The organism is Enterobacter sp. RHBSTW-00994 (assembly GCF_013782625.1).
In the GTDB taxonomy this organism is placed as follows: domain Bacteria; phylum Pseudomonadota; class Gammaproteobacteria; order Enterobacterales; family Enterobacteriaceae; genus Enterobacter.
In genome coordinates, this window is sequence record NZ_CP056199.1 from 2589985 (window position 1) to 2611390 (window position 21406).

At 50.6% G+C, this 21406-nt stretch carries 24 protein-coding genes, 1 pseudogene and 1 other annotated feature; of the genes and pseudogenes, 14 read left to right on the forward strand and 11 right to left on the reverse strand.

The window, feature by feature from the left end; all coding sequences use genetic code 11:
- Positions 1 to 32: 32 nt before the first annotated feature.
- From HV346_RS12415 to rnm, 3 genes are all read right to left on the reverse strand, one after another.
- A complete protein-coding gene (locus HV346_RS12415; RefSeq protein ID WP_181619654.1) occupies positions 33 to 353 on the reverse strand; it encodes a metalloregulator ArsR/SmtB family transcription factor in 321 nt (106 codons plus the stop codon).
- A 244-nt stretch (positions 354 to 597) separates the two neighbouring features.
- The gene (locus HV346_RS12420; RefSeq protein WP_181619655.1) at positions 598 to 1218 is read right to left on the reverse strand and encodes an L-threonylcarbamoyladenylate synthase; all 621 of its coding nucleotides are present in this window, start codon (positions 1216 to 1218) and stop codon (positions 598 to 600) included.
- Positions 1215 to 2108 carry an RNase AM gene (gene rnm / locus HV346_RS12425; protein ID WP_181623766.1) on the reverse strand — a complete coding sequence of 298 codons (894 nt, stop codon included), beginning with the start codon at positions 2106 to 2108 and terminating at the stop codon, positions 1215 to 1217. The genes HV346_RS12420 and rnm overlap by 4 nt, the downstream gene beginning before the upstream one ends.
- Before the next feature lie 148 nt (positions 2109 to 2256).
- Positions 2257 to 2351: a sequence feature (Trp leader region), on the forward strand.
- A 25-nt stretch (positions 2352 to 2376) separates the two neighbouring features.
- Between rnm and HV346_RS12430 the strand changes: the two genes are divergently transcribed.
- Genes HV346_RS12430 through trpA form a run of 5 tightly spaced genes read left to right on the forward strand, consistent with a single transcriptional unit; the run spans position 2377 to position 8909 of the window.
- Positions 2377 to 3939, forward strand: a complete 1563-nt coding sequence (locus HV346_RS12430; RefSeq protein ID WP_181619656.1) for an anthranilate synthase component 1 — start codon at positions 2377 to 2379, stop codon at positions 3937 to 3939.
- Entirely contained in the window at positions 3939 to 5534 is a 1596-nt protein-coding gene (gene trpD, locus HV346_RS12435; protein WP_181619657.1) for a bifunctional anthranilate synthase glutamate amidotransferase component TrpG/anthranilate phosphoribosyltransferase TrpD, read from the forward strand. The genes HV346_RS12430 and trpD overlap by 1 nt, the downstream gene beginning before the upstream one ends.
- A 3-nt stretch (positions 5535 to 5537) precedes the next feature.
- Complete coding sequence (trpCF, locus tag HV346_RS12440; RefSeq protein ID WP_181619658.1) at positions 5538 to 6896, forward strand: bifunctional indole-3-glycerol-phosphate synthase TrpC/phosphoribosylanthranilate isomerase TrpF; 1359 nt, start codon at positions 5538 to 5540, stop codon at positions 6894 to 6896.
- Positions 6897 to 6906: 10 nt separating this feature from the next.
- Positions 6907 to 8100, forward strand: a complete 1194-nt coding sequence (trpB, locus tag HV346_RS12445) for a tryptophan synthase subunit beta (protein ID WP_181619659.1) — start codon at positions 6907 to 6909, stop codon at positions 8098 to 8100.
- Positions 8100 to 8909, forward strand: coding sequence for a tryptophan synthase subunit alpha (gene trpA / locus HV346_RS12450; protein ID WP_181619660.1), 810 nt, complete (start codon positions 8100 to 8102; stop codon positions 8907 to 8909). The genes trpB and trpA overlap by 1 nt, the downstream gene beginning before the upstream one ends.
- A gap of 33 nt (positions 8910 to 8942) precedes the next feature.
- Here trpA and HV346_RS12455 read toward each other — a convergent pair whose 3' ends face one another.
- The gene (locus HV346_RS12455) at positions 8943 to 9395 is read right to left on the reverse strand and encodes a MarR family transcriptional regulator (protein WP_181619661.1); all 453 of its coding nucleotides are present in this window, start codon (positions 9393 to 9395) and stop codon (positions 8943 to 8945) included.
- 74 nt (positions 9396 to 9469) lie between these two features.
- Between HV346_RS12455 and HV346_RS12460 the strand changes: the two genes are divergently transcribed.
- The gene (locus HV346_RS12460; RefSeq protein ID WP_181619662.1) at positions 9470 to 10417 is read left to right on the forward strand and encodes a zinc-binding alcohol dehydrogenase family protein; all 948 of its coding nucleotides are present in this window, start codon (positions 9470 to 9472) and stop codon (positions 10415 to 10417) included.
- A 1-nt stretch (position 10418) separates the two neighbouring features.
- On the opposite strand, the gene HV346_RS12465 is transcribed toward HV346_RS12460, so the two are convergent.
- Positions 10419 to 10757, reverse strand: a complete 339-nt coding sequence (locus HV346_RS12465) for an SMR family transporter (RefSeq protein WP_181619663.1) — start codon at positions 10755 to 10757, stop codon at positions 10419 to 10421.
- A gap of 205 nt (positions 10758 to 10962) precedes the next feature.
- On the opposite strand from HV346_RS12465, the gene yedE reads away from it, so the two are divergent.
- The 3 genes from yedE to HV346_RS12480 all read left to right on the forward strand — a co-directional run bounded on the left by yedE (position 10963) and on the right by HV346_RS12480 (position 12850).
- A complete protein-coding gene (gene yedE, locus HV346_RS12470) occupies positions 10963 to 12174 on the forward strand; it encodes a selenium metabolism membrane protein YedE/FdhT (RefSeq protein WP_181619664.1) in 1212 nt (403 codons plus the stop codon).
- Positions 12171 to 12404 carry a sulfurtransferase-like selenium metabolism protein YedF gene (yedF, locus tag HV346_RS12475; protein ID WP_049841022.1) on the forward strand — a complete coding sequence of 78 codons (234 nt, stop codon included), beginning with the start codon at positions 12171 to 12173 and terminating at the stop codon, positions 12402 to 12404. Before yedE ends, yedF begins: the two co-directional genes overlap by 4 nt.
- A 128-nt stretch (positions 12405 to 12532) precedes the next feature.
- Positions 12533 to 12850: a PTS cellobiose transporter subunit IIB gene (locus HV346_RS12480; RefSeq protein ID WP_181619665.1), complete on the forward strand. Its 318-nt coding sequence runs from the start codon at positions 12533 to 12535 to the stop codon at positions 12848 to 12850.
- A gap of 116 nt (positions 12851 to 12966) precedes the next feature.
- On the opposite strand, the gene HV346_RS12485 is transcribed toward HV346_RS12480, so the two are convergent.
- Both HV346_RS12485 and HV346_RS12490 read right to left on the reverse strand, forming a co-directional pair.
- Positions 12967 to 13530 (reverse strand): DUF1440 domain-containing protein, encoded by a 564-nt coding sequence (locus HV346_RS12485; RefSeq protein ID WP_181619666.1) that lies wholly within the window; start codon positions 13528 to 13530, stop codon positions 12967 to 12969.
- A gap of 291 nt (positions 13531 to 13821) precedes the next feature.
- Positions 13822 to 14127, reverse strand: coding sequence for a cupin domain-containing protein (locus HV346_RS12490; protein ID WP_249415085.1), 306 nt, complete (start codon positions 14125 to 14127; stop codon positions 13822 to 13824).
- Between the two features lie 184 nt (positions 14128 to 14311).
- Between HV346_RS12490 and HV346_RS12495 the strand changes: the two genes are divergently transcribed.
- A complete protein-coding gene (locus tag HV346_RS12495) occupies positions 14312 to 14725 on the forward strand; it encodes a hypothetical protein (RefSeq protein WP_181619667.1) in 414 nt (137 codons plus the stop codon).
- A 97-nt stretch (positions 14726 to 14822) separates the two neighbouring features.
- Here HV346_RS12495 and HV346_RS12500 read toward each other — a convergent pair whose 3' ends face one another.
- From HV346_RS12500 to ompW, 3 genes are all read right to left on the reverse strand, one after another.
- Positions 14823 to 15401 carry a GNAT family N-acetyltransferase gene (locus tag HV346_RS12500; RefSeq protein WP_249415086.1) on the reverse strand — a complete coding sequence of 193 codons (579 nt, stop codon included), beginning with the start codon at positions 15399 to 15401 and terminating at the stop codon, positions 14823 to 14825.
- A gap of 49 nt (positions 15402 to 15450) precedes the next feature.
- Positions 15451 to 16218: a GIY-YIG nuclease family protein gene (locus HV346_RS12505; RefSeq protein ID WP_181619668.1), complete on the reverse strand. Its 768-nt coding sequence runs from the start codon at positions 16216 to 16218 to the stop codon at positions 15451 to 15453.
- Between the two features lie 1395 nt (positions 16219 to 17613).
- Entirely contained in the window at positions 17614 to 18246 is a 633-nt protein-coding gene (ompW, locus tag HV346_RS12510) for an outer membrane protein OmpW (protein ID WP_181619669.1), read from the reverse strand.
- 268 nt (positions 18247 to 18514) lie between these two features.
- Here ompW and HV346_RS23425 point away from each other — a divergent pair.
- From HV346_RS23425 to yciA, 4 genes and pseudogenes are all read left to right on the forward strand, one after another.
- Positions 18515 to 18640 (forward strand): annotated as a pseudogene (locus HV346_RS23425) (YkgJ family cysteine cluster protein); the annotation flags it as partial.
- A 25-nt stretch (positions 18641 to 18665) separates the two neighbouring features.
- On the forward strand, positions 18666 to 19409 hold the full coding sequence (locus tag HV346_RS12515; protein ID WP_181619670.1) for a YciC family protein: 744 nt from the start codon (positions 18666 to 18668) through the stop codon (positions 19407 to 19409).
- Between the two features lie 59 nt (positions 19410 to 19468).
- Positions 19469 to 20011: a septation protein A gene (locus HV346_RS12520; RefSeq protein WP_181619671.1), complete on the forward strand. Its 543-nt coding sequence runs from the start codon at positions 19469 to 19471 to the stop codon at positions 20009 to 20011.
- Between the two features lie 107 nt (positions 20012 to 20118).
- Positions 20119 to 20514: an acyl-CoA thioester hydrolase YciA gene (gene yciA / locus HV346_RS12525; RefSeq protein ID WP_181619672.1), complete on the forward strand. Its 396-nt coding sequence runs from the start codon at positions 20119 to 20121 to the stop codon at positions 20512 to 20514.
- Positions 20515 to 20556: 42 nt separating this feature from the next.
- Here yciA and tonB read toward each other — a convergent pair whose 3' ends face one another.
- Positions 20557 to 21276 carry a TonB system transport protein TonB gene (tonB, locus tag HV346_RS12530; RefSeq protein WP_181623769.1) on the reverse strand — a complete coding sequence of 240 codons (720 nt, stop codon included), beginning with the start codon at positions 21274 to 21276 and terminating at the stop codon, positions 20557 to 20559.
- Between the last annotated feature and the right edge of the window lie 130 nt (positions 21277 to 21406).

Below are 21406 nucleotides of genomic sequence, written 5' to 3' on the forward strand. Positions count from 1 at the left end.
TTACATTTGATTTAGCGTATATGTTTTGTCATTCAGCAGCAGGTTTCGGCACTGACGTTCTTTAACGATGCGCGTACTTCATTCCGATGACTGCTCCATGCACTGTCGATGACAGATGCTGCCCACGCGGGCATATGCGGAGAAAGCCGGTAATAGATCCATTTTCCTTCGCGACGGTCCAGAACCAGCCCAGAGTCACGCAGTAAAGCAATGTGCCGGGAGATTTTCGGCTGAGATTGACCGGTAATCGCACAGAGTTCGCACACGCAGAGCTCGCCAGCTTCCCGTAAAAGCAGAATAATTGTCGTGCGCGTTTCATCCGCAAGGAGTTTAAAAAGTTGAACAGGCTGCATATAAAACAGTTCCAGTGAAAATCTTACACATACGTTAATTCATATATGTAAAAAGTAAAAGCAGTAATACCATACCGCCTGTTGCTGACCATGGCACGTATTGTGATTGCGATGACGAAAGGGAAAGCGTCTTACAGACGCAGAGGAAAAGAGGCAAGTGATAACACGTTGCTTTGCGTTTAGAAATATTGCAAACGCAAAGCAACGCAGTCGGTTAAATCGAGTTTATCTTCCCCGGCAGGTGTTACAGGAAGGGTTTAACATCGCCCACGCCCTCACGAATGACTTCAGGCGCATCTTCTGTCAGATCGACCACGGTTGTTGGTTGCTGACCGAGATACCCCCCGTGAATAATCAAATCCACCAGCTTCTCCAGACGATCTTTAATTTCCTCAGGATCGGACTCAGTAAACTCACTGCCCGGCAGCATCAGCGAGGTCGAGAGCATCGGTTCGCCAAGTGTTTCGAGCAGTGCCTGGGCAATCGGGTTTGATGGCACACGCATACCAATCGTTTTGCGCTTTTCCTGTAACAGACGGCGCGGCACTTCTTTCGTCCCTTTCAGGATGAAAGTGTAATTGCCAGGCGTGTTGTTTTTGATCAAGCGAAACGCCACGTTATCAACATAGGCATATGTGGAGAGCTCCGAAAGATCGCGACACATCAGCGTAAAGTTATGCCCATCCGGCAGTTGTCGAATGCGGCAGATACGCTCCATTGCGCCTTTATCTTCGATTTTGCAGCCCAGCGCATAACCAGAATCGGTCGGGTAGACGATAACGCCACCTTTACGGACAATCTCAACGGCCTGATTAATCAAACGCGGTTGCGGGTTATCCGGATGAATATAGAAAAACTGACTCATACTTCCCTCTCTTCAAGTTGCTGTGGCTGTTCCCAGAGCTGCCAGACAGGCTCAACACCTGCAGGAAGCCAGAGCTTGCGCCCCAGTTCTATCCACGCACAAGGTTGATGAAAATCCGACCCTTGTGAAGCAAGAAGACCAAACTGACGGGCGTATGCCGCAAGCTGTGCTCGCTCATTGGGGGCTTGCTGGCATTGGGCAACTTCCATTGCCTCACCACCGCATTCGGCAAAGTGCGCCAGCAGCCTTTTCAGCCATTTAGCAGAAAGATTATACCGTCCCGGATGGGCCAGCACCGCCTTACCACCAGAATGATGAATCACATCAATAGCTTGTTCTATTGTACACCACTGTGGAGGAACGTATCCGGTTTTCCCCCGCGCCAGATACTTTTTAAAGACGTCCGCCATATTATTCGCTTTACCCGCAGCCACCAGAAAACGGGCGAAGTGTCCACGCGTTACGGCCCCACCATTGGCCAATTGCAGCGCCCCTTCCCATGCACCAGGAATATGGGCTTTTTCCAGCCGCTCCCCAATCAGTTCAGCTCGTAAATTACGACGTTCTTTTTGCTGTTGTAAAAAAGCGCGCATTGCAGGGTGTTCTGTATCAATGTTCAGACCGACAATATGAATTTCATGGTTCTCCCAGACGGTGGAGATTTCTACGCCAGACACCAGATTTAACGGCAATCCACTGCGGGCAATCTCAGCCCGAGCCGCCGGAATAGCATCCGTTGTATCATGATCGGTGATGGCAAGCGTGCCGACACGCATCTCAACGGCTCGATGAACCAGTGCTTCAGGCGTTAACAGGCCATCTGAGGCCTGTGTATGGCTGTGTAAATCATAAATCACGGCGTAAGTTATTTCGCTCAAAGCGGTTCCCATCACAGGTTAGAGACATCCTAAAACCCTATGATAACGACTTGCTGCGAAATTCTGAAATCAAGGGTTGACAACAGACAGCTGAACTAGTTAACTAGTACGCAAGTTCACACGAGAAAGGTATCTGAAAATGACAACACATAACGCTCTGCACGGATGGTGGCGCACTTCCTGATTATCGGGCAGTGTCACACGTATGCATAACGCATTCAGATACCAGGCCCGCTCCCAAGCGGGCTTTTTTTTGAACAGAATAAATGAGAACAACACAATGCAAACAGCCAAACCTACCCTCGAATTGCTGACCTGCGAGGCGGCCTATCGCCACAACCCAACCGCGCTGTTTCACCAGGTCTGCGGCGCGCGTCCGGCAACCTTACTTCTGGAATCTGCTGATATCGACAGTAAAGACGATCTGAAAAGCCTGCTGCTGGTTGACAGTGCGCTGCGTATTACTGCGCTAGGTGACACTGTCACCATTAAAGCATTATCGGAAAATGGCGCTGCACTGCTGCCGCTGCTGGATGCAGCATTGCCTGCCGGCATTGAAAATGAACACCATCCTGACATGCGCACACTGCACTTCCCTCCGGTCAGCCAGTTGCTGGATGAGGATGCGCGTCTGTGTTCGCTGTCTGTTTTCGATGCTTTCCGTCTGCTGCAAACGCTGGTGTCAGTTCCTGAAGATGAACGCGAAGCCATGTTCTTCGGTGGGTTGTTTGCTTATGACCTGGTGGCGGGTTTCGAGGATTTACCGGAAACCGAACAAGGCAACCGTTGCCCGGATTACTGCTTCTATCTGGCCGAAACCTTGTTGGTGATCGACCATCAGAAAAAATACACCCGCATCCAGGCCAGCCTGTTTACACCGTCAGCATCGGAGAAAAAACGGCTTGAGCATCGTATCACGCAACTGCAGCAGCAAATGACCGAAGAACCTCCGGCCTTGCCTGTTCAACGCGTTGAGCAGATGCAGTGTGACGTGAGTCAGACTGACGATCAGTACGGTGCAGTCGTGCGTCAGATGCAAAAAGCGATTCGTGCTGGTGAAATTTTCCAGGTGGTTCCTTCTCGCCGTTTCTCGCTGCCTTGCCCGTCGCCGCTGGCCGCTTACGATGTTCTGAAAAAGAGCAACCCAAGCCCTTACATGTTCTTTATGCAGGACAACGATTTCACCCTGTTTGGCGCATCCCCGGAAAGCTCGCTGAAATATGATGCCACCAGCCGCCAGATTGAAATTTACCCTATCGCCGGGACGCGTCCTCGTGGCCGTCGCACAGATGGAACACTGGATCGCGATCTCGACAGCCGTATCGAACTGGAAATGCGCACCGACCATAAAGAGATGTCCGAACATTTGATGCTGGTCGACCTGGCACGTAACGACCTGGCACGCATTTGCACCCCAGGTAGCCGTTATGTCGCGGATTTAACCAAAGTAGACCGTTATTCATTTGTGATGCACCTGGTATCCCGCGTAGTCGGTGAACTTCGCCACGACCTGGATGTGCTTCACGCCTACCGTGCCTGCATGAATATGGGCACGCTGAGCGGCGCACCAAAAGTACGCGCAATGCAGCTGATTGCCGGAGCAGAAGGTCGCCGTCGCGGCAGTTACGGCGGCGCAGTGGGCTATTTTACCGCCCACGGTGACCTCGATACCTGCATCGTGATTCGTTCTGCCTACGTGGAAGATGGCATTGCCACCGTCCAGGCCGGTGCGGGCATTGTTCTTGATTCTGTTCCGCAGTCCGAAGCTGACGAAACACGCAGTAAAGCTCGCGCGGTATTGCGCGCCATCGCAACCGCACACCATGCACAGGAGATTTTCTGATGGCTGACATTCTGCTGCTCGATAACATCGACTCTTTTACATACAACCTGGCAGATCAGCTGCGTGCAAATGGTCACAACGTCGTTATCTACCGCAACCATGTTCCGGCTCAGACGTTGATTGAGCGTCTGGAAACCATGCAAAATCCGGTACTGATGCTCTCTCCGGGCCCTGGTGCACCAAGCGAAGCGGGCTGCATGCCTGAATTACTGACCCGTATGCGCGGAAAATTACCGATTATCGGTATCTGTCTGGGGCATCAGGCGATTGTGGAAGCATACGGCGGATATGTCGGCCAGGCGGGTGAGATCCTGCACGGTAAAGCCTCCAGCATTGAACATGATGGACAAGCGATGTTCGCGGGGCTGCCAAACCCGCTGCCTGTTGCGCGTTACCACTCACTGGTCGGCAGCAATATCCCGGCGGGGCTGACCATTAACGCCTCCTTTGAAGGCATGGTAATGGCTGTTCGTCACGATGCGGATCGCGTCTGTGGCATGCAATTCCATCCAGAATCGATCCTGACCTCTAATGGCGCTCGTTTGCTGGAACAAACCCTCAACTGGGCGTTACAAAAACTGGAGCAGACCAACACTCTGCAACCGATTCTGGAGAAGCTGTATCAGGCGCAGACGCTGAGCCAGCAGGAGAGCCATCAACTCTTCTCGGCCGTTGTTCGCGGTGAACTGAAACCTGAACAGCTTGCAGCCGCACTGGTCAGCATGAAAGTACGTGGTGAAAGCCCACAGGAAATTGCCGGGGCCGCCACCGCATTACTGGAGAATGCCGCACCGTTCCCGCGTCCGGATTACCCCTTTGCCGATATCGTCGGAACCGGTGGTGATGGTAGCAACAGTATCAACATTTCTACCGCCAGTGCCTTTGTTGCCGCAGCATGTGGTATGAAAGTGGCAAAACACGGAAACCGCAGTGTTTCCAGCCGCTCCGGTTCTTCCGACCTGCTGGCTGCCTTCGGCATTAACCTGGACATGAAAGCCGAGCGCTCACGCGAAGCTCTGGATGATTTAGGGGTGTGCTTCCTGTTCGCGCCGAAATACCACACGGGATTCCGCCACGCGATGCCGGTACGCCAGCAGCTTAAGACCCGTACGCTGTTTAACGTACTGGGGCCATTGATTAACCCGGCGCATCCTCCGCTGGCGCTGATCGGTGTTTACAGCCCGGAACTGGTGCTGCCGATTGCTGAAACCTTGCGTGTTCTGGGTTATCAGCGTGCCGCAGTGGTGCACAGCGGTGGTATGGATGAGGTTTCCCTCCACGCGCCGACCCTGGTCGCAGAACTGCGTGATGGGGAGATTCAGAGCTATCAGCTTGAAGCGTCAGATTTCGGCTTAGCGCCATACCATAAAGACGCGCTGGCTGGCGGAACACCCGAAGAAAACCGTGACATTCTCACCCGCTTACTACAAGGTAAAGGTGAAGCCGCCCATGAGGCTGCTGTTGCCGCCAACGTCGCCATGCTGATGCGTTTGCACGGTGAGGAAGACCTGCAGGCCAACGCACAAAAAGTTATCGCCGTACTGCGATCCGGTGCAGCCTACGATCGCGTTACCGCACTTGCGGCAAGAGGGTAAATAATGCAGACCGTTTTAGCAAAAATCGTCGCCGATAAGGCCATCTGGGTTGAAGCACGTAAACAACAACAACCGCTCGCCAGTTTTCAGAATGATGTTATTCCGAGCAGCCGTCGTTTTTATGACGCCCTGCAGGGTGCGCGTACCGTGTTTATCCTGGAGTGTAAAAAAGCCTCCCCGTCAAAAGGGGTTATCCGTGACGATTTCGACCCGGCACGTATTGCTGGTATCTACAAACACCATGCGTCAGCCATCTCTGTGCTGACGGATGAAAAATACTTCCAGGGCAGTTTCGATTTTCTGCCGATTGTCAGCCAGATCGCACCACAACCGATTCTGTGCAAAGACTTTATTATCGACCCGTATCAGATATGGCTGGCGCGTTTTTACCAGGCTGACGCCTGCCTGCTGATGCTGTCAGTGCTTGATGACGAACAGTATCGCCAACTTTCGGCGGTTGCGCACAGTCTGAACATGGGTGTGTTGACCGAGGTCAGCAACGAAGAAGAGCTGGAGCGTGCTATCGCCCTGAAGGCAAAAGTCGTTGGTATCAATAATCGCGACCTGCGCGATCTCTCCATCGACCTTAACCGCACACGTCAGCTTGCCCCGCGTCTGGGTTCCGGTGTGACGGTGATCAGCGAGTCCGGGATTAACCGCTACGCTCAGGTACGTGAGTTGAGCCACTTTGCCAATGGTTTCCTGATTGGTTCAGCCATGATGGCCTATGACGATCTCAATGCTGCCGTACGTCGGGTGCTGTTGGGTGAGAACAAAGTGTGCGGCCTGACCCGTGAACAAGATGCCCTCGCGGCCTATGAAGCGGGCGCTATTTACGGTGGTCTGATCTTTGTGGAATCGTCTCCTCGCGCAGTCACCGAAGACCAGGCACGCGCGGTGATCGCTGCCGCACCACTGAGTTATGTGGGCGTGTTCCGTCACGCGGCTATCGACGAGATTACCGCCAAAGCGGAAGCCTTATCCCTGAGCGCCGTACAACTGCACGGTGATGAAGATCAGAACTATATCAACGCGTTGCGTACAGCTCTCGCCCCACAGGTGCAAATCTGGAAAGCGCAGAGCGTAGGCGAAACACTGCCAGCCCGTAATCTGAATCATGTTGATAAATACGTGCTCGACAACGGCAAGGGCGGTACAGGCCAGCGGTTTGACTGGGCATTGCTGAACGGTGAAGTGCTGGACAATGTTCTGCTCGCGGGCGGACTGAGCCCGGATAACTGCGTAGAAGCCGCCAAAACCGGCTGCGCAGGCCTCGATTTCAATTCAGGCGTAGAGTCCCAACCGGGAATCAAAGATGCCGGCAAGCTGGCCTCGGTGTTTAAGACGCTGCGTGCATATTAAGGAAGAGAAGATGACAACATTACTTAATCCCTATTTTGGTGAGTTCGGCGGGATGTACGTCCCGCAAATCCTGATGCCTGCCCTGCGCCAGCTGGAAGAGGCGTTCGTGAGTGCGCAGAAAGATCCGGCATTCCAGGCTGAGTTTACCGACCTGCTGAAAAACTACGCAGGCCGCCCGACGGCACTGACCAAATGTCGCAACCTGACCGAAGGCACGAAAACCACGCTGTACCTCAAACGTGAAGATTTACTGCATGGAGGGGCGCACAAAACCAACCAGGTATTGGGCCAGGCGCTGCTTGCCAAACGCATGGGGAAAACCGAAATCATCGCAGAAACCGGTGCGGGCCAGCACGGTGTGGCATCTGCACTTGCCAGTGCCCTGCTCGGTCTGAAATGCCGCATTTACATGGGCGCTAAGGACGTAGAACGTCAGTCTCCAAACGTCTTCCGTATGCGTCTGATGGGTGCAGAAGTGATCCCGGTACACAGCGGCTCTGCCACATTGAAAGATGCCTGTAACGAAGCGCTGCGCGACTGGTCTGGCAGCTATGACACCGCGCACTACATGCTCGGAACCGCTGCGGGCCCACACCCGTTCCCGACTATCGTGCGTGAATTCCAGCGTATGATCGGTGAAGAGACAAAAGCACAGATTCTGGAAAAAGAAGGTCGTCTGCCTGATGCAGTCATTGCCTGTGTGGGTGGCGGCTCGAACGCCATCGGCATGTTTGCCGATTTCATCGATGATACTCGTGTGGGCCTGATCGGTGTTGAGCCTGCTGGTCACGGCATCGAAACCGGTGAACACGGTGCGCCCCTCAAACATGGTCGCGTTGGGATCTATTTCGGTATGAAGTCACCGATGATGCAAACCGACGAAGGCCAGATTGAAGAGTCATATTCCATCTCTGCCGGCCTCGATTTCCCATCCGTTGGACCGCAACATGCCTACCTGAACAGTATTGGTCGCGCGGATTACGTCTCCATCACCGATGACGAAGCGCTGGAAGCCTTTAAAACACTGTGTCGCCACGAAGGGATCATCCCGGCGCTGGAGTCCTCTCACGCCCTGGCGCATGCGCTGAAAATGATCAAAGAAAATCCGGAAAAAGAGCAATTGCTGGTGGTTAACCTTTCCGGTCGCGGTGACAAAGATATCTTCACCGTTCACGATATTTTGAAAGCACGAGGGGAAATCTGATGGAACGCTATGATAACGCATTTGCACAATTGAAAGCCCGCCAGGAAGGCGCATTCGTTCCTTTCGTGACGCTTGGCGACCCAGGCCCAGAGCAATCCCTGAAAATTATCGATACGCTGATTGAAGCGGGAGCCGATGCACTGGAATTAGGTATCCCGTTCTCTGACCCACTGGCTGATGGCCCGACCATTCAGAATGCGACCCTGCGTGCGTTTGCGGCGGGTGTCACCCCGACGCAATGTTTTGAGATGCTGGCCGCTATTCGCCAGAAGCACCCGACGATCCCGATAGGTCTTCTGATGTACGCCAACCTGGTTTTTAACCGCGGTATTGATGAGTTTTATGCCGAGTGCGCACGCGTCGGCGTAGATTCTGTGCTGGTTGCCGACGTACCGATTGAAGAATCCGCTCCGTTCCGTCAGGCTGCAATGCGCCATAACGTTGCGCCAATTTTCATCTGCCCGCCAAATGCGGATGATGAACTGCTGCGCCAGATTGCGTCATTTGGGCGCGGGTATACCTACCTGCTCTCCCGGGCTGGCGTGACCGGGGCGGAGAATAAAGCGGCCCTGCCGCTGCACCATCTGGTGGAGAAACTGGCGGAATACCATGCAGCCCCACCGCTGCAAGGGTTCGGTATCTCTTCGCCTGAGCAGGTAAAGGCAGCAATCGATGCCAAAGCCGCAGGGGCAATTTCCGGCTCTGCTATCGTGAAAATCATCGAGAAGAATGTTGATCAACCGGAGCAGATGCTGTCTGAACTGAAAGCCTTCGCCACCGTCATGAAAGCCGCAACACGTCAAGCCTGACCCCTCTGACCGTCTGGCGAGCCCGCCAGACGGTTACTCTCCTGTGATGCTGTCGGCATACTGGCGAACCAGTCTGAACAGATCGTTGACGTCCTGCGCCTTCCAGTTGCTGAAAATCTGATTCATCAGCGTCATGCGCGCATCCGCAATTCTCATGGTGAGTGCTTTTCCTTCCGGGGAAATCGTAACGCTGGTAATGCGTTTATCTTTCTCGTGCGCCTGTTTCACGGCCAGACCATGTGACTCCAGCCGTTTAACCTGCCGGCTCACCGTGGTGTAGTCGCGTCCCAGCCCGTCAGCCAGTTCAACCACCCCTACCGGACCATAGCGGTCCAGCGCAATAAGAAGCGGGAAAAGCGCCTGATCCAGGTGTACTCCCGCTTCAGAGAGCAACATCTCATCCCGTTTGGGTTGATTCATTACGCTGATGATATCCAGTAATGCACCGTGAAAATCGGTGACATCATATTTATGTGCATGTTGCATATATTTTCCTGCGGCGTATAGTGCTGATATCAGTTATGTGCATTTTACACATATTCTATCCTGGAGGATATCTCATGAAAGCTGCAATCGTATTCGATCTTAATCAGGGCCCGGTGTATACCGAAACCGCCAGCCCAACACCACAGCCGGGACAACATATTGTTCATGTCCAGGCCTCGGCGATAAGCCATGTTGTGAAAAGCCGCGCGTCCGGCAAACACTACAGTTTTGATGGAGCGCTACCGTTTATTACCGGTATTGATGGAACCGGGATCACTGCAGACGGTCAGCGTGTTTATTTCGCGTTCCCGCCTTCCCCCTGGGGCAGCATGGCAGAGTATGTCCCTGTCGCTATCGAGCACTGTGTTCCTCTTCCTGAAAATCTGGATGCAGCCACAGCAGCGGCGATGGCAAACCCCGGCATGTCTGCCTGGGCGGCTCTTGTGAAACGGGCGCAACTTCAGGCGGGCGAAACGGTGCTCGTCAACGGTGCAACGGGAAGCGCCGGACAACTCGCCGTGCAAATCGCACGGTATCTGGGGGCGGGAAAAGTGATCGTCACAGGACGGAATCTGCAGGTATTAGCCCAACTGCAAGCCGACGAGAGCGTACTGTTAAACGATGATGCAACGTCTATCACACAACAATTATCGCGTCTCGCCGCAAATGGGATTGACGTGGTCGTTGACTATCTGTGGGGTAACAGCGCAAGCGCCCTGCTGGCGGCGCTAGCTAAACACACTCCCGGAGTCTCTCCTGTCCGTTTTGTGCAGGTTGGGGCGTTATCGGAAGGCGAAATTACGCTGCCCGGCGCAGTACTTCGTTCATCTCCCATTCAGTTAATGGGCAGCGGGATTGGCAGCCTTTCCATGGCAGACCTTCTCCAGGCAACGGCTGAAATGTTGCAGGCGGCCGTACCGGGTGGCTTTACCATTGCCACAACACCTGCGCGGCTGGAAGATGTCGCCGACGCCTGGGCGCGCGACGACAGTAGACAGAGAACCGTGTTTGTGATGCCGTAATTCAGTGCACCACACTTTTCGAAAACAGGTTAATCACCACCACCCCGCCAATGATCATCATCATGCCCAGGATGGCGGGGAAATCGAGTTTTTGGCCCAAAAACAGCCAGCCTACAGCACCAATTAACACAATTCCGGCCCCTGACCAGATAGCGTAAATAATACCGGTAGGGATGGTTTTCATGGGAATGGTCAAACACCAGAAGGCAATGCAGTATCCCAGAACCGCAATAATACTCGGCAGCAGACGCGTGAAACTATCCGAGAGCTTTAGCGCTGTGGTCGCAATGACTTCCATCCCAATGGCAATCGCCAGAAAAAGAACAGCCTGTGGTGTCATAGTATCCTCAATAAAAAGCCAGCAAACTCACCATTATAAAGGGCTTTTATGACGGAACAGAGCAGTCTTTGTGGGGAGGTCAAAATTGATCGTATCGATACTTTTGGCGTTCCAGGCTTTTCAAACAGGCCTGTCGGCGTATGATCCCTGACTCTTTTTTCGGCTTATCAGCCATCTTTTTCCTTCTGAGTTCAGAGGTTTGCTCATGACATGGCAACATTTCAAACAAACTTACCTTGTTAAGTTCTGGTCGCCGGTTCCGGCCGTTATCGCTGCGGGGATCCTTTCGACCTATTATTTTGGTATTACCGGAACCTTCTGGGCCGTCACCGGTGAATTTACCCGCTGGGGTGGTCAGCTTTTACAGCTGGCAGGCGTCCATACTGAAGAATGGGGATACTTTAAGCTTATTCACCTGGATGGCACACCGCTCACGCGTATCGATGGCATGATGATCATCGGTATGTTTGGCGGCTGTTTTGCCGCTGCCCTGTGGGCAAACAACGTGAAGCTTCGAATGCCAAAAAGCCGTGTTCGCATCGCACAGGCTGTCGTCGGCGGCATCATTGCTGGCTTTGGCGCACGCCTGGCGATGGGCTGTAATCTGGCCGCATTCTTTACCGGTATCCCTCAGTTTTCTCTACATGCGTGGTTCTTTGCTGTGGCAACGGCGATAGGCTCATACTTTGGCGCACGCTTTACGCTGCTGCCCCTCTTTCGTATTCCGGTAAAAATGGTCAAAGTCAGCGCGGCTTCACCGTTAACGCAAAAGCCGGATCAGGCTCGTCGCCGTTTCCGGATGGGGATGCTGATTTTCATCGCCATGATTGCCTGGGGCATCTGCACCGCAATGAACCAGCCTAAACTCGGCCTGGCAATGCTGTTCGGCGTAGGATTTGGCTTACTGATTGAGCGGGCACAAATCTGTTTTACCTCTGCGTTTCGCGATATGTGGATCACCGGGCGCACCATGATGGCAAAAGCCATCATTGCCGGGATGGCCGTGAGCGCGATCGGCATTTTCAGTTACGTTCAACTCGGCGTTGAACCCAAAATCATGTGGGCGGGCCCGAATGCTGTTATTGGCGGGCTACTGTTCGGTTTCGGGATTGTTCTGGCTGGCGGGTGTGAAACGGGCTGGATGTACCGCGCCGTTGAAGGCCAGGTTCATTACTGGTGGGTAGGTCTCGGTAACGTCATAGGCTCGACGATTCTGGCGTATTTCTGGGATGATCTGTCGCCCGTTCTCGCCACCAACTGGGATAAGGTCAACCTTCTTAACACCTTTGGCCCACTGGGCGGTCTACTCGTCACTTACGCGCTGTTGCTGGTTGCCTTCTTGCTGGTTATCGCGCAGGAAAAACGCTTTTTTCGCCGTGCTGCCCTCAAAACTGACACACAGGAGAATGTCGCATGAAAACGATCGTTCCTGACTATCGTCTGGATATGGTAGGTGAGCCTTGCCCCTATCCCGCAGTGGCTACGCTGGAAGCGCTGCCCCAGCTAAAGAAAGGTGAAATACTGGAAGTGGTGAGCGACTGCCCGCAGTCGATTAACAACATTCCGCTGGATGCGCAAAACCATGGTTATACCGTGCTGGATATTCAACAGGACGGCCCAACCATTCGCTACTTAATTCAGAAATAACCTTGCTTTGCGCCCTACTCCAGGGCGCATGCCTGCCCTGCACAATATCGTCTAAAAAACCGCCGTAGTTCGCATTTTCATCGTCCTCACAGGCATAGTGTATGAGGAGTTTCCAGGAGGATATACCGATGAAAAAAATACTGATTTGTTGTCTTTTCGGCAATACCGCGACTGCACTTGCAAAGAAAATGCAGCACGTTGCCGATGAACGTGGCTATCCGCTCGTGGTGAGTGCCGTGGGGCTGGATAATTTCGCCAGCGTCGCCCCCGCGTTTGATGGCTTTCTGGTTGCACCACACATCCAATATAAACTTGATGAACTGTTACAGGAGATTGGCAAAGAGCAGCCCATCGTCATTATAGAGAGCTACCCGTATGCGTCACTGGACGGGGAAACGGTACTGATGTATGCGCTGGAACATATGCCTGAGCTGGGAATAAACTAAAAAAGTGCCCTGATATAACAGCCTGTCGATAATGACGCGTCATAGAGACAAAAGCCTCGACAGATTCGAGGCTTTTGACGAATTAAACCGTTTTAGGCTACTAACCACCCGGTTCTTTACCGGAACGTTGCATCCAGCGGTACTTCAGCATCAGGTTCATGCGTGATGCGGTTTCTCAGATCACGACGAATCATTTCGATAGCCCAGAACCAGAAAATATGACCGATCAATTCAGAAATGTATTCATCTGCCGGAATATTAAATAATGAAGGCGTTAAGTTAAGTAATGGGAAGGATATCCAGTGTACGGCAATGGTAGCAACAATACCGGCCCAGACACCCTGCCACAATTTAACTTTAGGAAATACTTCTGCAACAACACAATATCCGATGGCGAAGACCAAAGAGAAAATAATGTGCGTCACCATTACCGGATTAATAATATGTTCTGAAAACGTATAGACGGTATGCGTTGGATCTATACCGAGGTAGTCGCGCAGGAAGAGGTATGGAGGATTAAACTCATCTCGACCACCCGAGAAGGTTCTTGGTGGCAGAGGAACTTCCGCCCCCCATTTCACAAACGCAGACATTACGCCGGCGATGATACCGACAAAAAAAGCAACGCCATAACGACGGCGACCAGGTGCTGTTTGTACGAAGAAATCTTTCACTGCCATGTTATACCACCAAAGAATTATCTCTATTTGCGTGTGGTAATGCTTAATGAATCACACGCCGCTAACATTGACCTGGATCACACTTTTTTCGATAGTCTCTATATTCTTTCACTCTATTTTAGAACTTTAAAATTGCAACCAGAACATCCCTACCAAATATAAGTATGAAAGTGTAGATGAATGGAGGAACGCCTCTCCGTGTTTAGTATTTCAAACAAAATGACTTGCCCCAAACCCTGGCATATATACGTACATTCCATTCAGAATTTTCTTATCTTGTATTTCAAAAAATCAACTATCAGCATCTATCAGTAATAACGAGCCATGACTACCCGCTGGAACACTGTGCGTAGCGCCTCTGGGTATAAGATAAAAATCGCCACTTTTGAGGTAAAAGGACTCCCCGTCAACAACTAACGACATCTCACCATCGATAACCACCAGCAATTCATCAAATCCGGCATGAGTTTCATCAGGAATGCCATCTCCTCCCGTCCTGATTAATTTAATGTTTGCGTTACCCACATTGCCAACTATTAACGATTTCCAGACACCGGGTAAATCTAACGCTATTTTATGCAATGCACCTGTATCCACTTCACACCCGCGGTTCTCAGAAAATGATAGTGATAACGCACTTCGGGTTCATCGCAAATTCGTAATGATAATAAGGTAATCTATTTTTGGGATTAGTCAGATGCCGGGCATGACTAAAATCCAGGCAGGCAATATTATCTCTCACACGAAACGTGTCTGTTCCTATCATCAGGATAACCATGAAATGAAACCACTTTTAATCATGTTGGTCACTCTGGCAGTCGCCGCCTGCTCAAACACACCAGTACCGACAAATCAAGCGAAAGAGGTCACAGCCCCGCAGCGTCTGACAACCGCTTACTCGCAAGCTGATGCCAACGCCGGAACCATTATTATCAAACGCGATGCAGGTAAGATGGGCAGCCTCTGTACGGTGCTTATCGCTATCGATGGCAATCATCTCGCCAATCTGGAATCAGAGGAGAAAGTCACGGCGTATGTTAGTCCTGGGCGTCATATTGTGAGTGCAGACCCTAAAGGTGCTTGCACTGGCGGCCTCAGCGAGCAAGCCTCAACGATCGTCAAAGGCGAAACACAGGTCTTTCGGGCAAGCTTTGCCAGTGCCGGAGACTTCAGTCTTTCACCGACAAATTTATGATAGAGAAAAACCTCTCCTGCATTAATACAACAAAATCAAAAAATCATCCTGGCGTGGCTAACTTACCGGAACAGCCACCGTCGGGATAACCGTTCATTTATTTGATTTGATATGTAATAAAATGCATGTCCAGGTCATCATCTTTACGAATGACTTCCCTGAACTCGCCCCCACTGACAGAGGCAATGGCTGAGCGCCAGAAACGCAACGCCGCCGTATTTTCCAGCATAACCCTTGTTTGCCAGTAACCAGGTCTTTCTGTCACAGCAAGACGAAACGCTTCTTTGCCGACGCCCATCCCTTTAAACTTGCGAAGAACGAAGAACTGGTCGACATCATAGGTTCGGACATCAAACGGGTAACGTCGCAACAAGCAGAACCCTGCCAGTTCATCCTCATCGTAAATCAGATAAGGCCAGTGATCGTCCCGACTCCAGTGGGGATCAAGCAGAGAGGAATTAAATAGATATTGTCCATCCTGCCCGCACCGCCACTTTCCATATTCAGCAAGATCATAAACATAATATCGGAAAAGATTTTCAATAATGTGCCGGTCATTCTCTGCCGTTCTTAAACTCACATGATTAACCATAATGAGCGTATTTCCCTTAGTGCAAGATGTCATTATTACGGGAACACTGTTTATGCCAGTATATAAAGAGAGCAGACGGACCATTCTCTCTACCAGTGACAATCTGACACCATCCCGGAGAACAGTCTGGTGTTTAATTCAATTGCAGTGTGTTTTTTGAAAGCATTCTGTAACTGACAGTCTGATCGATGGTGTAGTATTTCTGAAAGAAATTCTTTAATCCAACGCCACCCATTATCCTTGGTGTGCCCGATTTATTCGCTGTTCGATTGATAATGGCAGTCAGTATGACTGAACCATCATCATTTACGATGGTAAGCGTATCACCATCATGGGAAAACTCATCAGATGATGAAACCGAGACATTAAAGAATCCCCGTTTCCAGTAGGTTGACGCCATGTTAAATGCGTGGTTTTTATACGCACTGTGCTCACCCTCGATTTGCACGTTATCATCGAAAATACACTCGCTCACATCTGCGTTAAGTACGGGATCACCTGCTGTAATTTTTGAGCCTCCATTCCACACGGGGTTTATTACTTTGATAATACTATCTTCAAGCCCGGCCGCAAGATTGAGATGAAACTGTCCATAATGCATCAGACCATTATCTGGCAATACCAGTATATCCACCGCGATATCCTGACGTAATGCCTCACGAATATTTTCGTTATTCTTGATATTGGTAGACTGAGATAGACCTGGCTTTTTATAATTATACATTCTTGTTTTCAGTAATCTTGTCGTTTTCCCGATATACTTTACTTCGCCATCACAGGTAAACGCATAAAGATTGTTACAGACATCATTGAATGATTCCGTCATTACATAATGCAACTCGCCATCCCGCAACGTCCAGTAACCGATTTTTATAAAACCAATATTAAGCAGACGATCCATTTCAGTTAATCCTCAACATGATGTTATATTAATATCATTCAATCTTTGTCTCTTTTCAATTGATATCTCCCACATTGATGCGTTAATGGGGCTGGCATCGGTGTTATCCCTGACTCTGTTGACCCACCTGATGAGCGACCAGTGACAACTCTGAGGCCATTACGCCAAAAACTGCGCACGGCAAAATAGCATTGGTACAAGTAGCACCCGCGTGCGACACACGCTATCATCTCTTATATCAGTGTCATAAACAGGGGTATGGACTGATCCCATAATGCGAGGGAGTGGATTGAGAGAAAGTCTGTTTTTTATTTCGGTCGCCATCATCTCATTTACATTCATTTTCATCTGGATCATGCTCGTTGGCCCGGTAAAGGGAGACGAAAAGACTTACATCCAGGATTCAACGACGTTCGCAATCGTGGTTATGGTGTTGCTCCTGATTGCATTCACAACCGTTTCTGTAACGGTTCTTATGTTCTGAAACGGAGCGGATGACAAACACATACAGAAAGAGTGGATATAATAAGATCGGTAATATTTTGCTTTATGAGAGGTCACAGAATGCGGCCTTTTTTATTGCGAACAGTTTATCTGTTCATCCATCTCCGCGTTATTCAAGTCGTCACATTCAGATAGTAGATTATCCGGTACAGTTCACTTCTCGGGTTAAGATCGTGAAAACCGCCATAGCTCTGCCGCTGATCCTCTTTATCCTGTTAGTCATCTTCGCCATTTTCATTGACCTTCCGGCCTCGCATGTTGTCAGAAGTAAATGTATATGGTCCGATAGCGTGATGCTGAGTTGCCATACCCGACATACTGGTAAAACGTTTTAAAGGGGTAACCGTCGTACCCGGTTGGCACACTTTAGGTGTGATATATTCCCCCCGAAAGCCAAAGCAAAGAGGCAATGGGACAGCGTTTTCCCCCTGATTTAGAGAGCCGAATTACACCACTGTGATACCGGATTACTGAGACCAGAATATGTTGAGCCAGGCGAGACCTTCCCCTTCATTGATCAGCGCTAAAATAGCCATTACGACGATGATGGAGATAATAATCAGTAAGAGTGGATTCATGTGCATCGTTAACTCCCTGTCAGAAATCCAGCTAAATTAAGATCTGTATCTTAAGTATCTCCTGATTCGTAATCATTATTGGTGACATTGCCTGTAAAATGTACAGACTCTTCCCGGTTATTTTTGTCATTGTGTTGACCACGGTTAGATCATTCTGGCAGATGTCATCATCAGGACCGTAAAGACCTCCTCCAATATTGCGTACGCAACACATCTGTCAGGCAATAACGGCTCACACCATGAAACGCACGATAAAGCATAAAAAAAGCTGGCCATGTAATGACCAGCTTTTTAGGCGTTTTGCTGATGCGTTTTAGAAACGATAACCCGCAGAGAACATAAACACCCATGGGTCCAGTCGTGTATGGATACTCTGCTGTTCCCCACCCGCTTTGAACCGCACGTCGGTATCAACATCCATGTACCAGACGGACATGTTAATCAGCCAGTCGCGGTTAATCAGATAATCCAGACCGGCTTGCCCCGCTACACCCCAGGAGTTTTTCAGGCTGAGGTCAGAAAGCCCGGCATCTTTGCCGGTATCGTTAAACTTCTCATTGAAGAACATGGTGTAGTTAACACCCGCGCCAATATATGGGCGCACTTTGCTGCTGGCATCACCGAAATACCATTGCGCCATTAAGGTTGGCGGCAAAAGGTTAACCGTCGCGATATTACCCGTCGGGCCGGTTCCTACATGGTTTCGGAAAGGTGTCGCCGCCAGCAGCTCAACACCGATGTTATCTGTTGCCATATAGGTAAACGTCATCCCCAACTGCGTGTTATTGCTGACGTTAAAGCCGCCGAGCCCCAATACGTTATCGGAACCTTCAGTTGGTCGCACCGTTGCCGAACCGGCACGAATAAAGAACTCACCTGCTTCATGCGCGTACGCACCGCCAGAGAGACTGCTTAAGACAAGGGCTGCCACCGCTAATTTTTTCATATCCGCTCCATCGTTGTGGTTTTCATAGCGGAGGTGAATATACTCACAAATGAGTAATAAGTGATCTAACACAGATCACATAAAAACCAGTAAGTTAACATTCATTGATCTGGATTAATTTTTTACAACTAATCAAAAAGCAGCAAGTTGAATTCAGGTCAATTTTGACAGATTTAACCATTCTTAAAGAAAGTCTCTGGTCTCCAGGCAAGGCGAACTGCAGGATGTTTTTTGGGAACCATTGATGTGACATGAAGATGAGTGGGCAAACGATGCCTATAATCCTGCTCGGGAAAGCATCAGATTACCGTCGCTTTACAAAGATATGCTTTTCCATACAAGCCGTGATGCTGCCACCGCGGAGTTATCCGGTGTACAATCGCCTGCTAATTAACACCTGCAATACTCAAGGAGAGTGCATGTCTATCACGGCGAAGTCTGTCTACCGTGACACGGGAAATTTTTTCCGCAATCAGTTCATTACCTTTTTACTGATCGCATTGCTATGTGCGTTTATCACGGTGGTACTTGGCCATGCGTTTTCACCGAGTGAAGAACAAATTGCCAGCCTGAGCCAGGGTGATCATCTTGCAGGCAGTGTTGGGTTATTTGAACTGGTGCAAAACATGACGCCAGACCAGCAACAAATCTTGCTACGCGCGTCCGCAGCTTCGACTTTCTCGGGATTAATCGGTAATGCAATTCTCGCAGGTGGCGTACTGCTGATGATTCAGCTGGTTTCTGCTGGACACCGTGTCAGCGCTCTGCGCGCTATCGGTGCTAGCGCGCCGCTGCTTCCTAAGCTCTTTATCCTCATTTTCCTGACCACCATGCTGGTACAGATGGGGATTATGTTAATTGTTGTTCCTGGCGTACTACTGGCGGTGGTGCTCTCTTTCGCCCCGATTATGGTTGTGCAGGATAAAATGGGGATCTTTGCGGCAATGCGTAACAGCGCAAAGCTGGCATGGTCTAATATGCGTCTGGTTGCTCCTGCGGTTATCAGTTGGTTGCTTGCCAAAACGCTTTTGCTGCTGTTTGCGCCAAATTTTGCTGTCTTAACACCCAATGTAGGTGCAGTCGTGGCAAATACGCTGAGCAACTTGATTTCAGCAGTCCTGCTGGTCTACTTGTTCCGCCTGTATATGTTAATTCGTCAGTAGTGTCCTGAAGGTTGGGCGCGTCCTCGCGCCCGGCTCAACGCAGAAGATGGAATCGTAGAATGAAGCAGTTTCTTGATTTTTTACCCCTTGTTGTGTTTTTCGCATTTTATAAGTTGTACGACATTTATGCTGCGACCACTGCGCTGATCATCGCCACGGCAGTGGTATTGATTTACAGTTGGGTGCGCTATCGTAAAGTCGAAAAAATGGCGCTGATTACGTTTCTGCTGGTTGCCGTTTTTGGTGGACTGACCCTCTTCTTCCATAATGATGAGTTCATTAAATGGAAGGTGACCGTTATCTACACCCTTTTTGCCGGTGCACTGCTTATCAGTCAGTGGGTCATGAAAAAACCGCTGATCCAGCGCATGCTTGGGAAAGAACTCACTCTGCCTCAGGAAGTGTGGTCCCACCTGAACGTCGCCTGGGCTGTGTTTTTCATACTCTGTGGCCTGGCAAATATCTATATTGCCTTCTGGTTACCACAAAATATTTGGGTCAACTTCAAAGTCTTCGGCCTGACGGCGTTGACGCTCATCTTCACGCTCCTGAGCGGCGTCTATATTTATCGCCATATGCCGCCTCAGGACGACAAGAACTGATCTTTATGGCCAGAACGCGCACTCTGCGGGCGTTCTGGCCTATTCTCACCAGACGAAAATCATAGTAGCATCCCGCCTGAAGTCTTCCGTTACGAGTTAAATCAATAATGACAACAAATGACGCCCCTCAGGGCGAACTGGTCTTACGCACACTGGCAATGCCTGCTGACACCAACGCCAATGGCGATATTTTTGGTGGATGGCTGATGGCACAAATGGATATGGGTGGTGCGATCCTCGCAAAAGAGATTGCGCACGGGCGTGTCGTAACCGTCAGAGTTGATGGTATGACCTTCCTTCGGCCGGTTGCGGTCGGTGATGTCGTCTGCTGCTATGCACGCTGTATGAAACGCGGCAACACCTCGATTTCCATCAATATTGAAGTCTGGGTAAAAAAAGTCGCCTCTGAACCTATTGGTCAGCGTTACAAAGCCACTGAAGCGCTGTTTATTTATGTCGCCGTCGATGGGCAAGGGAAACCGCGCCAACTTCCTCAGGCCTGATCCTTCAGGTAAAAAAAAGCCTCCTTGCGGAGGCTTTTTCCTTTATTCCATCTGTGCCCCGCCGTTAAGGCGGAAGACAATATTCACAATGAGCCCATTGCCAGGCTTACCGGACTCATAACGCCATTTGCGCATGGCAGTTTTAACTTCACGCTCAAACATGTTGGAAGGCTGCGCGGACAAGACTTCCACATTATCAACACGGCCATCCGCTGTGACGTCAAATTTCACACGAACACGGCCTTCAATACGCAACGCCTGGGCTCGCGCCGGGTACTGCGGTTGGTTACGGCTCAATGCACGCGGACCTGAAGGTGCGGTTACGGTTGGTTTTGCGGTTGTCGGTGAACTGTTCATCACCGGACGCGCCGGAGCCGTATTCTCAACAGCCTGAGTGGCACGAGGCTCTACAGGTCGCTCTTCTTTTGGACGCTCTTCAACCTTTTTCACCGGTTTTGGTTTCGGTTTTGGTTTGGACTTTGGCTCAGGCTTGTGAATCACCACTGGCGCCTCTTTCGGCGGCTCCGGGATCGGTTCAGGCTCTGGTTCTGGCTCCACAACCGGCTGTGGCGGTGGCGGCGCGACTTGCGGTGGCTCAAGCTCCGCAGGCGTTACCATGGTCACAGAAATTGGCTGCGCGGGCGCTGGCATTTCAATAACCTGATGAACCGAGGTATAGAGCAGGCCCGCCACGACAGCACCGTGAATGACAACGGAGAGCAATGTCGGCCAGGGAAAGCGGCGAGGTAAATCAAGGGTCATCGAAGTCATAATCATTAACGTTAAAAAACCGGACCCTGATTTTAAATGCAAATAGCAATCATATTCAATAAGACACTTTATCTTCACGCAATTTAAGCGCATAACCGGCCAAAAAAGGCGCGCCAGCACT